The organism is Halomonas sp. PGE1, assembly GCF_013000985.1.
Classification (GTDB): domain Bacteria; phylum Pseudomonadota; class Gammaproteobacteria; order Pseudomonadales; family Halomonadaceae; genus Halomonas; species Halomonas alkalicola.
Map to the genome: position 1 here is coordinate 2,631,400 of NZ_CP053032.1, position 12,012 is coordinate 2,643,411.

Annotated in this window: 10 protein-coding genes; 6 read left to right on the forward strand and 4 right to left on the reverse strand. The window is 68.7% G+C overall.

From position 1 onward, the window contains the following. Positions 1–75: 75 nt before the first annotated feature. From leuB to leuC, 3 genes are all read right to left on the reverse strand, one after another. On the reverse strand, positions 76–1,155 hold the full coding sequence (gene leuB / locus HIR79_RS12445) for a 3-isopropylmalate dehydrogenase (protein WP_169958608.1): 1,080 nt from the start codon (positions 1,153–1,155) through the stop codon (positions 76–78). Positions 1,156–1,311: 156 nt separating this feature from the next. Continuing rightward, entirely contained in the window at positions 1,312–1,965 is a 654-nt protein-coding gene (gene leuD / locus HIR79_RS12450) for a 3-isopropylmalate dehydratase small subunit (protein WP_169958609.1), read from the reverse strand. Between the two features lie 3 nt (positions 1,966–1,968). After that, the gene (gene leuC / locus HIR79_RS12455) at positions 1,969–3,396 is read right to left on the reverse strand and encodes a 3-isopropylmalate dehydratase large subunit (protein ID WP_169958610.1); all 1,428 of its coding nucleotides are present in this window, start codon (positions 3,394–3,396) and stop codon (positions 1,969–1,971) included. Positions 3,397–3,929: 533 nt separating this feature from the next. Between leuC and HIR79_RS12460 the strand changes: the two genes are divergently transcribed. Together HIR79_RS12460 and HIR79_RS12465 are read left to right on the forward strand one after the other, a co-directional pair. Then, positions 3,930–4,835, forward strand: coding sequence for a LysR family transcriptional regulator (locus HIR79_RS12460; protein ID WP_169958611.1), 906 nt, complete (start codon positions 3,930–3,932; stop codon positions 4,833–4,835). Between the two features lie 59 nt (positions 4,836–4,894). Next, the gene (locus HIR79_RS12465; protein WP_249322143.1) at positions 4,895–6,217 is read left to right on the forward strand and encodes a hypothetical protein; all 1,323 of its coding nucleotides are present in this window, start codon (positions 4,895–4,897) and stop codon (positions 6,215–6,217) included. 3 nt (positions 6,218–6,220) lie between these two features. Here the strand turns inward: HIR79_RS12465 and HIR79_RS12470 are convergent, their stop codons facing one another. Next, positions 6,221–6,736: a zinc ribbon-containing protein gene (locus HIR79_RS12470; protein ID WP_169958612.1), complete on the reverse strand. Its 516-nt coding sequence runs from the start codon at positions 6,734–6,736 to the stop codon at positions 6,221–6,223. Positions 6,737–6,944: 208 nt separating this feature from the next. On the opposite strand from HIR79_RS12470, the gene leuS reads away from it, so the two are divergent. The 4 genes from leuS to HIR79_RS12490 all read left to right on the forward strand — a co-directional run bounded on the left by leuS (position 6,945) and on the right by HIR79_RS12490 (position 12,006). Beyond that, positions 6,945–9,578, forward strand: a complete 2,634-nt coding sequence (leuS, locus tag HIR79_RS12475; protein ID WP_169958613.1) for a leucine--tRNA ligase — start codon at positions 6,945–6,947, stop codon at positions 9,576–9,578. A gap of 24 nt (positions 9,579–9,602) precedes the next feature. Continuing rightward, positions 9,603–10,091 carry an LPS-assembly lipoprotein LptE gene (locus tag HIR79_RS12480; RefSeq protein ID WP_169958614.1) on the forward strand — a complete coding sequence of 163 codons (489 nt, stop codon included), beginning with the start codon at positions 9,603–9,605 and terminating at the stop codon, positions 10,089–10,091. Positions 10,092–10,378: 287 nt separating this feature from the next. Beyond that, positions 10,379–11,437: a DNA polymerase III subunit delta gene (gene holA, locus HIR79_RS12485; protein ID WP_169958615.1), complete on the forward strand. Its 1,059-nt coding sequence runs from the start codon at positions 10,379–10,381 to the stop codon at positions 11,435–11,437. A gap of 173 nt (positions 11,438–11,610) precedes the next feature. Then, positions 11,611–12,006, forward strand: a complete 396-nt coding sequence (locus HIR79_RS12490) for a PA2779 family protein (protein ID WP_169959581.1) — start codon at positions 11,611–11,613, stop codon at positions 12,004–12,006. The last annotated feature ends 6 nt before the right edge of the window (positions 12,007–12,012 follow it).

A 12,012-nucleotide genomic window follows, 5' to 3' on the forward strand; every position in this document is an offset into this window, starting at 1 on the left:
GAAACCGGGCCCGCCTCGCAGGCGGGCCCGGAACGCCCTGATTCAACAGCAGATTCTGACAATGGCTCGGCGCGCCTAGAGCGCCTCGAAGGCGGCCAGCACGGCGTCGCCCATCTCGGCGGTGGAGACGGTGCGGGTGCCCTCGGAGGCAATATCCGCGGTTCTCAGCCCGTCGTCCAGCACCTTGCCCACGGCGCCCTCGATGCGTTGGGCCAGCGCCGGCTCATCCAGCGAGTAGCGCAGCATCATGGCCACCGAGAGGATGGTCGCAAGCGGGTTGGCGATGCCCTTCCCGGCGATGTCCGGGGCGCTGCCGTGGCAGGGCTCGTACATGCCCTGGCCGGTCTCGTTGAGCGAGGCGGACGGCAGCATGCCGATGGAGCCGGTGAGCATGGCGGCGGCATCCGACAGGATGTCGCCGAACATGTTGCCGGTGACCATGACGTCGAACTGCTTGGGCGCGCGCACCAGCTGCATGGCGGCGTTGTCGACGTACATGTGGGAGAGCTCGACGTCCGGGTACTCCGGCGCCAGCCGCTCCATTACCTCGCGCCACAGGATGGTGACCTCGAGCACGTTGGCCTTGTCCACGGAGCAGAGCTTCTTGCCGCGTTTCTGGGCCATCTCGAAGGCAACGCGACCGATGCGCTCGATCTCGCTCTCGGAGTAGACGTAGGTGTTGAAGCCGACCCGCTCGCCGTTGCGCACCTCGATGCCGCGGGGCTGGCCGAAGTAGATGCCGCCGGTGAGCTCGCGCACGATCATGATGTCGAGGCCGGCCACCAGCTCGGGCTTGAGGCTGGAGGCCTCGGCGAGCTGGGGGTAGGTGATCGCCGGGCGCAGGTTGCCGAAGAGTCCCAGGTTCTTGCGCAGGCCGAGCAGCCCCTTCTCGGGACGCTTGGAAAGGTCCTCGAGCTTGTCCCACTTGGGGCCACCCACGGCGCCGAGCAGGATGGCGCGAGCGGCCTTGGCCTTCTCGAGCGTCTCGGCGGGCAGCGGCTCGCCGTGCGCGTCGTAGGCGCTGCCGCCGACCAGGGCCTCTTCCACCTCGACGTCCAGGCCGCGGGCCTGGCAGGCGGCCAGGATGCGGCTCGCCTGGGCGGTGATCTCGGGGCCGATGCCGTCACCCGGCAGTACCAGAATCTTCTGAGTCATTGCTTCTTCCTTGCTGGGACCGCGGAGCTACCTCGGCGGCAGGCCTGCGAGGAGGCGCTGTGAATACATCCCTGTACGCTACCGACGCCATCCCTGGCGTAGGACCTCCTCTTCGGCCTGCCCCCGACGCTCCGCTTCCTCGGAGTAGTGGGAACGTCAGGCTTGAGCGCTATCGCGGAACAGCCAGGGGCGCGCGGCGCGGTGCTTCGCCTCGAAGGCGCGGATGGCATCCTCGTCCTGCAGGGTGATGCCGATATCGTCGAGGCCGTTGAGCAGGCAGTGCTTGCGGAAGGCATCCACCTCGAACTCGAGGATCTCGCCGGAGGGCGTGGTCACCCGCTGGTTCTCGAGATCCACGTCCAGGGCGTAGCCTTCAGTTGCCTCGGCCTCCTTGAACAGGCGGTCGACGGTCTCCTCGGGGAGGGTGACCAGCAGCAGGCCGTTCTTGAAGGCGTTGTTGTAGAAGATGTCGGCAAAGCTCGGGGCGACCACCACCCGGAAGCCGAAGTCCTCCAGCGCCCAGGGGGCGTGCTCCCGTGAGCTGCCGCAGCCGAAGTTGCGACGGGCGAGCAGCACGCTGGCGCCCTGGTAGCGCGGCTGGTTGAGCACGAAGTCGGGGTTCTTCGGACGCTGGGAGCAGTCCTGGCCCGGGTAGCCCTCGTCCAGGTAGCGCAGCTCGTCGAAGAGGTTGACGCCGAAGCCGGTGCGCTTGATCGACTTCAGAAACTGCTTGGGAATGATCAGGTCGGTGTCGACGTTGGCGCGGTCCAACGGCGCGACGAGACCTTCGGTGCGTTCGAACTTGTTCATGGCTCAGGCCTCCTCAAGGGTGCGGACATCGACAAAGTGGCCGGCAATGGCGGCGGCGGCGGCCATCGCCGGGCTCACCAGATGGGTGCGCCCACCGTAGCCCTGGCGCCCTTCGAAGTTGCGGTTCGAGGTGGAGGCGCAGTGCTCGCCGGCGCCGAGCTTGTCGGCGTTCATGGCCAGGCACATGGAGCAGCCGGGCTCGCGCCACTCGAAGCCCGCCTCGGTGAAGATTCTGTCGAGCCCCTCGGCCTCGGCCTGGCGCTTCACGAGGCCGGAGCCCGGCACCACCATGGCGAGCTTGATGGTGTCAGCGACCTTGCGGCCGCGGGCGACCTTGGCCGCCTCGCGCAGGTCCTCGATGCGCGAGTTGGTGCAGGAGCCGATGAACACCTTGTCGAGCCTGATATCGGTGATCTTCTGCTTGGGGGCGAGGCCCATGTACTCGAGGGCCCGGGTATAGCCGCTGCGCAGCGTCTCGTCGGCCTGCTCGGCCGGATCAGGCACCTCGCCGGAGACACCGGTGACCATCTCGGGGCTGGTGCCCCAGGAGACCTGCGGCTCGATCTTGGCGGCGTCGAGCACCACCACCTTGTCGAACTCGGCGTCCGCGTCGGAGACCAGCTCGCGCCAGTCGGCCACGGCGGCCTGCCACTGGTCGCCCGCCGGGGCGAAGGGACGGCCCGCGAGGTACTCGATGGTGGTGTCGTCCACGGCGATCAGGCCGACCCGCGCACCGGCCTCGATGGCCATGTTGCAGACGGTCATGCGCCCTTCCATGGAGAGGCTCTGGATGGCGCTGCCGGCGAACTCGATGGCGTAGCCGGTACCGCCGGCGGTGCCGATCTCGCCGATGATGGCCAGCACCACGTCCTTGGCGGTGACGCCGGTGCCAAGCTCACCCTCGACGCGCACCTGCATGTTCTTCATCTTCTGGGCAAGCAGGCACTGGGTGGCGAGCACGTGCTCCACCTCGGAGGTGCCGATGCCGTGGGCCAGCGCCGCGAAGGCCCCGTGGGTGGCGGTGTGGGAGTCGCCGCAGACCACGGTCATGCCCGGCAGGGTGGCGCCCTGCTCCGGGCCCACCACGTGGACGATGCCCTGGCGCGGGTCGTTGATCTTGAACTCCTCGATGCCGAACTCGATGCAGTTGTCGTCGAGGGTCTGCACCTGGATCAGCGACACCGGGTCCTTGATGCCGGCGTTGCCCTCGGCACGCTCCTTCACCGTGGTGGGCACGTTGTGGTCGGGGGTCGCCAGGTTGGCGTCGAGGCGCCACGGCTTGCGGCCCGCCAGGCGCAGGCCCTCGAAGGCCTGGGGCGAGGTCACCTCGTGGAGCAGCTGGCGGTCGATGTAGATCAGCGCGGTGCCGTCATCGCGCTCCTTGACGAGGTGCTGCGTCCACAGCTTGTCGTAGAGAGTCTGGCCTGCCATTTCGTTTCTCCCGGGCTCGAAGCCCCTTCATGTCATGTCCGGTCTCGGAATTGCACCGCCGCCGCGGCTTAACCGGGGGCAGACCTCCAAGGAGGCGCTGTGAATACTTCCCTGTACGCTACCGATGCCATCCCTGGCATAGGACCTCCTTTACGGTCTGCCCCCGGCGCCGCTCACGCCTGTAATGTCGATTAGCCAGGCGATCGGGGCTATGGCAGCAGTCTCCCGCTCCTCGCCCATAAAATCAATTCATGTTATTTATGGATTGCATTCCCCAAAGGAATAGAGAGATCATATGAACCAGGTTGCTTATTGTGAAAACTGGGCTTTTGTGGGAGCTGGGCTCCGCCCGGCGAATGGAGACCGAAGGGCTCCTGGGCGGCATAAGCCAACGCAGGCAACTCCGCTGGGGCGCCTACGGCGCCATTCGCCCGGCGAAGCCGATCTCCCACCAGTCAGCTCAAGCCTCGTGAAGGCTTGAGGGACAACAGAGCATCTCCCATGGGCAATTTCACGCCAGTCACGGAGGGACCATGGATACCCAGAGCCTGCAGGCCTTCCTGGCGGTGGCCGAGAGCGGCAGCTTCTCCCGCGCGGCGGAGCAGCTGCACCTGACCCAGCCGGCGGTGAGCAAGCGCATCGCCGTCCTCGAGGGCCAGATCGGCGCGCGGCTCTTCGACCGCATCGGCCGCACCATCGGGCTGACCGAGGCGGGCCGGGTGCTGCTGCCCCGGGCGCGGCAGATCCTCGTGATGGTCGACGACAGCCGCCGCGCCCTGGGCAACCTGAGCCATGACGTGGCCGGCAGCCTGACGCTGGCCACCAGCCACCATATCGGCCTGCACCGGCTGCCGCCGCTGCTCAAGGCCTATACCCGTAACCACCCCGAGGTGCGCCTGGACCTGCACTTCCTCGACTCCGAGGAGGCCTATCAAGGGGTGCTGGACGGCGCCCTGGAGATCGCCGTGGTGACCCTGGCGCCCCACCCCGACCCCCTGCTCGAGGTGGTGCCGGTATGGGTCGACCGGCTCTGCTTCGTCTGCGCCCACGACCACCCCCTGGCCAGACGCAAGCGGGTGGCGCTGCGCGAGCTGTGCGAGCACGACGCCGTGCTGCCCGGGCCCCTGACCTTCACCCGGGGGCTGATCGAGGCGCGCTTCGCCGCGGCGGGGCTGCGCCTGCCGGTGGCGCTCTCCACCAACTACCTGGAGACGCTGAAGATGATGACCGCCATCGGCCTGGGCTGGAGCCTGCTGCCGGAGCGGCTGGTGGCGGGCGAGCTTCACGAGCTGGCCATCGACTGCCCGCCGATCCATCGCCCGCTGGGCTATATCGTGCACCGCAGCCGAACCCTCTCCAACGCCGCCCGGGCCATGCTGGAGCAGCTGGAGGCGGCCCGGGAAGCAGCGGCGAGGACAACCGCCCCGGGAGTTGGTTAGACTGCTCACATTCTGATTGTTTCGTCGACCGACCTGCCATCCGTTCGGAGCCTGCCCCCTTGTCCCCTGCCCCGCCCACCTCGCTTCGCCACGCCATCGCCGGCGGCCTGATCCTCGCGGGGCTCGCCCTGCAGGTACTGCGCCTGGCAGGGCTGCCGATCGCCCTGCCGGCGGTGAGCTACGCCTTCTGGCTCGCGGTGGTGCTGCTGTGGCCGGACCTCAAGCGCGGCAATCGTCGCCAGGCCGGCATCCTGGCCGGGCTCGGCATGGCCCTGGCCCTGGTCGCGGCGCTCTTCCACGGCGCCGAGATCGCCTGGCACCGGCTGCTGGACGGGAACAGCTATGTGGTGGCGATGCTGGTGGGGGTGAGCTTCATCACGCTGATCGGCACCCGCCAGGGGCACGCGGCACCGCCCGGCAGCGCCGTGACCGGACGGCGCGGCACCGGCGGCACCTGGCTGGGGGTCCACCTGCTCGGCGCTGTGCTGAACCTCTCGACGGTGTTCATGGTGGGCGACCGGCTGCGGCGCCACGGCGAGCTCACGCTGCCGCAGCTGCTGGCCCTCAACCGCGGGCTCTCCAGCGCCGCGCTCTGGTCGCCCTTCTTCGCCTCCATGGGGGTGGTGATGACCCTGGCGCCGGAGATGCGCTTCACGACGATCCTGGCACTCGGCCTGCCGCTGGGGATGCTGGCGGGCACTCTCTCGCTGCTCGACCTCTCGCGGCGCTTCGACCTCACCGAGGTGGCGGGCTACTCGCTCTCGCCGCGCAGCCTGCTGATGCCGGTGGGCATGGCCACGCTGGTGCTGCTGTTCCACTACGTCCTGACGCCCGCGCTCTCCATCGTCAGCATCATCACCTTCCTGCTGCCGGCGGTGGCGCTGCTGGCCAACCTGCCCCGGGGCCCGCGCTGGACCCTGCGCAGGGTGCGCAGCCATACGCTGGAGCGGCTGCCGGCCATGCGCGGGGAGATCGCTCTCTTCCTGTGTGCGGGCCTCCTGACCCAGGGGCTCTCGGCCTTCATCGGCGCACTCACCGGCAGCCAGTGGACGCTTTTCGCCCACTTCGGCGCGCCCCAGGCGGTGGCCAGCTTCCTGGCCATCGTGGCCAGCGCCGTGGCGGGGCTTCACCCCATCATCGGCGTCTCGGTACTGGCCTCGATGCTGGAACTGGAAGGGAGCCGCCAGACGCTGTTCGCCTTCGTGGCGCTGGCCTCCTGGGCGGTGGGCACCAGCGTCGGCCCGCTCTCCGGCATCAACCTCTCGCTGCAGGGGCGCTACGGGGTGAGCGGCGGCGTGATGATGCGCCACAACCTCGGCTACGCCGCCGCCCTCTCCGCGCTGGTGGTGGGCGCCATCCTCCTGCTCGACGCCTGGCTGTAGCCGCTACTTCGATACTCGCTTGAAGTAGCGATGGCCGCAGCGGTGGCAGGGCTCGATCAGGGTCATCTCGGGCAGGTCCACCTCGGCGTCGCAATGCACGCAGGCCATGCGGCCGGGAACGGCCATCTCGCCCTCGCAGTAGTCGGCCTGGGCGGCCTCCAGGTCCTCCTCCAGGCGTTCGCGATCGACCACGCTGCGGTCGGCGATGGAGAGCAGCGACTCGCTGACCTTGCGCGACAGGGCGGAGAGGTCGATGCCGAGCCAGGTGGCGACGCTCTCGCCGCCGGCGCTCAGGTAGCGGCGCATGTCCTTGAGGTCGCGCTCCACCCAGGCGCGCAGCAGCGAGAGCTCATCCTTGGTGAACTCCTCGAGTTCGGCCTCGAACTCCACGGCCTCATCGAGCTCCTTCTGCAGGTTCTCCCAGGTGAGCTCGTGGGCCCCCTCCTGCAGGCGCTCGAGCATGCGCTCATAGCCTTCACGCAGGCGATGGTCCCGGGAATGTTTCTGCTGCTCGCTCATGGTGTGCTCCTTCCTGCGGTGAGCCGGCCGGGCCGGGCATAGCCGGGCTGGGCCGTGCTGGGGTATCCTTGCCTACCATTTAGACGACTTCCCGCCGGCAGTTCAACGTCTTGTCGCCCTCCTGGCCCCAGGACATGACGCCGGACAAGCCACGACCGCGCGTCGTCACCGGCCGGCGCGCCGACTTGCAAGGTATCCGAAGACAGCGATGGACGCACAGTACAAGCCCCAAGAGATCGAACGCGACGCCCAGCAGTTCTGGGAGAAGAACCAGTGCTTCAAGGCGGTGGAAGACGCCAGCCGCGAGAAGTTCTACTGCCTGTCGATGTTCCCCTACCCCAGCGGCAAGCTGCACATGGGGCATGTGCGCAACTACACCATCGGTGACGTGGTCTCCCGCTACCAGCGCATGCAGGGCAAGAACGTGCTGCAGCCCATGGGCTGGGACGCCTTCGGCATGCCGGCCGAGAATGCCGCCATTCAGAATCAGGTCCCCCCGGCCAGGTGGACCTACGAGAACATCGACTACATGCGCAACCAGCTGCAGGCGCTGGGCTTCGCCTACGACTGGAGCCGCGAGTTCGCCACCTGCGACGTCGACTACTACCGCTGGGAGCAGTGGTTCTTCGCCAAGCTGGTGGAGAAGGGGCTGGTCTACAAGAAGATGTCCACGGTGAACTGGGACCCGGTGGACCAGACGGTGCTGGCCAACGAGCAGGTGATCGACGGCCGCGGCTGGCGCTCCGGCGCCCTGGTGGAGCGCAAGGAGATCCCGCTGTGGTTCCTGCGCATCACCGACTACGCCGAGGAGCTGCTGGCCGACCTGGACACCATCGAGTGGCCCGAGCAGGTCAAGACCATGCAGCGCAACTGGATCGGCAAGTCGCGGGGCGTGGAACTCAGCTTTGATATCAAGCCCGCTGAGGGCTCCGATATCAAAGCCGCCGACGGCGCCGCCTGCGAGCCGCTCTCGGTCTACACCACCCGCCCCGACACCCTGCTGGGGGTCACCTACGTGGCGGTGGCCGCCGGCCATCCGCTGGCGAAGCAGGCCGCCGAAGGCAACCCGGCGCTGGCTTCCTTCTGCGAGGAGTGCGCCCGCGGCGGCACCTCCGAGGCGGAGCTCGCCACCCGCGAGAAGAAGGGCATGCCCACCGGCCATGTGGCGGTGCATCCGCTGACCGGCCGCGAGGTGCCGGTCTACGTGGCCAACTTCGTGCTGATGGAGTTCGGCACCGGCGCGGTGATGGCGGTGCCCGCCCACGACCAGCGCGACTGGGAATTCGCCCACGCCTATGGCCTGCCCATCGAGCCGGTGATCGCCGACGCCAGCGGCGACGCCCCGGACCTCTCCGAGGGCGCCTACGTGGAGTACGGCACCCTGATCCACTCCGGCGAGTTCGACGGCCTCGACTTCGAGGCGGCCTTCGACGCCATCGCGGCGAAGCTGGCCGAGCTCGGCCGCGGCGAGGTCAAGACCAACTACCGCCTGCGCGACTGGGGCGTGGCCCGCCAGCGCTACTGGGGCGCACCGATCCCGGTGAAGTACGGCCCCGAGGGGCAGACCGTGGCGCTGACCGACGAGGAGCTGCCGGTGGCACTGCCGCTGGAGGTGACCGTCGATGCCTCCGGCTCGCCGCTCAAGCGCATGCCGGCGTTCAGCGACCTGGGCGACGGCTGGGTGCGCGAGACCGACACCTTCGACACCTTCATGGAATCCTCCTGGTACTTCGCGCGCTTCTGCTGCGCCGACAACCAGGAGGCGATGCTCGACGAGCGCGCCGACTACTGGCTGCCGGTGGATCTCTACATCGGCGGCATCGAGCACGCCATCCTGCACCTGCTCTACGCGCGCTTCTTCACCAAGCTGATGCGCGACCTGGGGCTGGTCAGCGTCGACGAGCCCTTCCAGCGCCTGCTCACCCAGGGCATGGTGATCGCCGAGACCTACTACCGGGAGACCGATAACGGCGGCAAGCAGTGGTTCAACCCCGCCGACGTCGAGGTCAAGCGCGACGACAAGGGACGCCCGGTCAGTGCCGTGCTGATCGCGGATGGCCAGCCGGTGGTGATGGGCGGCATCGAGAAGATGTCCAAGTCGAAGAACAACGGCGTCGATCCCCAGTCGATGATCGACCGCTTCGGCGCCGACACCGTGCGCCTCTTCATGATGTTCGCCGCCCCCCCGGAGCAGTCCCTGGAGTGGTCCGACTCCGGCGTCGAGGGGGCGAGCCGCTTCCTCAAGCGCCTGTGGCGCCTGGTCTCCGACCACCTCGAGGCCGAGCGCCAGGCAGGCGGCGTGGTCGGCGGCATCGACCCGGCGGTCCTGACAGAGCCCCAACGCGAGCTGCGCCGCAAGACCCACGAGACCATCGCCAAGGCCAGCGATGACATCGGCCGTCGCACCACCTTCAACACCGCCATCGCCGCGGTGATGGAGCTGACCAACGCCATCGGCCGCTTCCACCAGGGCGACAACGCGGCCGGCGACCAGGACCTGGCCGTGGCCCGCGAGGCGGTGGAAGCCTGCGTGCTGCTGCTCGCCCCCATCGTGCCCCACGCCTGCCACGCCCTGTGGGCCGAGCTGGGCCACGCCGAGCCGATCATCGACGCTACCTGGCCCGGGGTGGACGAGTCGGCACTCGCCCGCGACACCATCGAGCTCGTGGTGCAGGTCAACGGCAAGCTGCGCGCCCGCATCGAGGTACCCGCCAGCGCCGACAAGGCGGCCGTGGAGGCCGAGGCCTTCGCCGCCGAGAACGTCCAGCGCCACACCGAGGGCAAGACGGTTCGCAAGGTGATCGTGGTGCCCGGCAAGCTGGTCAATATTGTGGTGGGCTGAGCGCCACGACAGAGGGAGTGACCCATGCAGCGACGCACCTTTCTCACCTTGGGCCTGGCCGGCGGCGCCAGCCTCGCGCTCGGCGGCTGCGGCTTCCGGCTGCGCGGCTTCGACGAGCCCGCCGCGGTGATCGATGCCCTGGCGCTGGCCGGCCCCGACAGCGAGCTCTCGCGGCTCGCCCGGGAGCGACTCGAGGCAGCCGGCACCCGCGTGGATGACGGCGCCGACCGGGTGCTCACCCTCGGCCAGCCCGAGTTCCAGCGCCGCGGCCTCAGCGTGCTCGACTCGGGGCCCCGGGAGGAGGAGATGACCCTCACCGCCCCCTTCTCGGTGCAACGCGCAAGCGACGGTGCCTACCTGCTCGACCAGCAGCGCCTCGAGGTCACCACCCGCTACACGGTGAGCGACGCCAACCTGCTGACCCAGGACGACCTGCGCGAGGAGGCCCGGCAGGAGCTGCGCGAGGCCGCCGTGCGCCAGCTCCTCGACCGCCTGCGCAGCCTGCCGCGCTAGCCCAGGTCGCCTGGCACCTGTGGGAGCTGGGCTCCGCCCGGCGAATGGCTGAATTGCCAAGGCTTGGGCCCACTGGTGGGAGCTGGGCTCCGCCCGGCGAATGGCGCCGCAGGCGCCCGGCGCTGTTATCTGCGTCTTGTTTGGCCTCAGCCTATTCGCCCCGCAAAGCGAGGCTCCCACCAGTAGCAACAGCCTCGGTGGTAGCTGGTTAACCACCAGAATGAACAACCCTCCATGGCCAGCAAGCAAGGCCACCAGAATGAACCGACCTCGGTAGAGGCCCCAACGTGAAAGTCTTCCCAGATAAACTGGCCGATGCGCTGGCGAAGAAGCTGCCGCCGGTGGTGATCGTCGCCGGCGAGGAGCCGCTTCAGCACATGGAGGCCTGCGACGCCGTGCGCGCCGCGGCCCGCGCCCGCGGCATCGAGGAGCGCGAGATCCTCCACGTGGAGGGCAACTTCGCCTGGGGGCGCCTGCACGAGGCCTCGGCCAGCCTGTCGCTGTTCGCCAGCGCCAAGCTGATCGAGCTGCGCCTGGCCGGGAACAACCTGGGCCAGGAGGGCGCCAAGGCGCTGAAGGCCTACGCCGAGGAACTCAAGGGCAGCGACAACGTGCTGCTGCTGGCCATGGGCAAGCTCGACTTCCGCCAGCAGAAGAGCGCCTGGTTCCAGGCGCTCGACAAGGCCGGGCTCTTCGTGCCCGTCTGGCCGGTGGACCTCTCGCGGCTGGGCTTCTGGCTGCGCGACCGCGCCGCCCGATACGGCCTCAACCTCGACCTGGACGCCGCCCGCCTGCTCGGCGAGCGCACCGAGGGCAACCTGCTGGCCGCCGACCAGGAGCTGCAGAAGCTCGCCCTGATGCTGCCGCCGAACAGCCGCGTCTCGCCGCGAGACGTGGCCGGTGGCGTGGAGGACAGCAGCCGCTTCGACGTCTTCACCCTGATGGATGCCTGCCTCAAGGGGGAGCGGGCGAGGGTCTCGCGGATCATGGCCGGTCTGCGCGCCGAGGGGGTGGAGCCCCCCATCGTGCTCTGGGCCCTGACCCGGGAGCTGCGCACCCTGCTCTCGCTGCACCAGCATCTGGATCAGGGGCAGAGCTTCGAGCACGCCTGCAAGGCCCAGAAGCCCGCGATCTTCGAGAAGCGCCGCCCCGCCTACCAGCAGGCCATCTCGCGGCTGCCGCTGAAGCGGCTTCACAAGCTGCTGCTCTTCGCCCAGCGGCTCGACCTGGCCATCAAGGGCGCCTCCCCCCTGCCGGTGCAGGACGGCCTGCACGACCTGGCGCTGACCCTGGCCGGCGGCCGCGGCCTGCTGGCCGAACTGCCCTCCTCCTACCGGATCGCCTGATCGCCTGATCGCCTGATCGCCCCGAGCGTTGATCGGCAAGGGCATGAAATTTCACACCATTTCATCCTATACTGTGCGGGTATCATCGTGACGCCACACTTGTTCGCCAGGAAGCGACGCGTGGATCATCAAGGAGCCGGAAGCCCACTCGAAGAAGAAGGAACACCGACATGATGAAGAAGATCTGCCGTTACCTGAGCCCGCTGCTGATCACCGCCCTGCTGCTGGGCAGCCTTCCCGTGGCTGCCGCCCCGGCGCCCGCCGGCGGCGACCTGATCACCACCCAGGCGGCACTCAACGCCGAACATGGCCAGGCCGATCGGGAGCGGATCCACGAGATCCTCGCCCGTGACGACGTGCGCGACCAGCTGGTCGCCCAGGGCGTCGACCTGGCCGAGGTCGAGGCCCGCGTGGCGGCGCTCTCCGACGCCGAGGCCGCCCAGATGGCCGAGCAGCTCGAGCAGCTCCCGGCCGGTGCCAGCGTGGTCGGCGCCCTCTTTGCCGTCTTCGTGATCCTGCTGGTCACCGATATCCTCGGCCTGACCAACGTCTTCCCCTTCACCCGCTGAGGGGGC

Excerpts from the sequence above, each read along its gene's own strand:
- leuB (WP_169958608.1), bottom strand. The coding sequence starts at position 1,155 with ATGACTCAGAAGATTCTGGTACTGCCGGGTGACGGCATCGGCCCCGAG.
- leuD (WP_169958609.1), bottom strand. The coding sequence starts at position 1,965 with ATGAACAAGTTCGAACGCACCGAAGGTCTCGTCGCGCCGTTGGACCGC.
- leuC (WP_169958610.1), bottom strand. The coding sequence starts at position 3,396 with ATGGCAGGCCAGACTCTCTACGACAAGCTGTGGACGCAGCACCTCGTC.
- HIR79_RS12460 (WP_169958611.1), top strand. The coding sequence starts at position 3,930 with ATGGATACCCAGAGCCTGCAGGCCTTCCTGGCGGTGGCCGAGAGCGGC.
- HIR79_RS12470 (WP_169958612.1), bottom strand. The coding sequence starts at position 6,736 with ATGAGCGAGCAGCAGAAACATTCCCGGGACCATCGCCTGCGTGAAGGC.
- leuS (WP_169958613.1), top strand. The coding sequence starts at position 6,945 with ATGGACGCACAGTACAAGCCCCAAGAGATCGAACGCGACGCCCAGCAG.
- HIR79_RS12480 (WP_169958614.1), top strand. The coding sequence starts at position 9,603 with ATGCAGCGACGCACCTTTCTCACCTTGGGCCTGGCCGGCGGCGCCAGC.
- HIR79_RS12490 (WP_169959581.1), top strand. The coding sequence starts at position 11,611 with ATGAAGAAGATCTGCCGTTACCTGAGCCCGCTGCTGATCACCGCCCTG.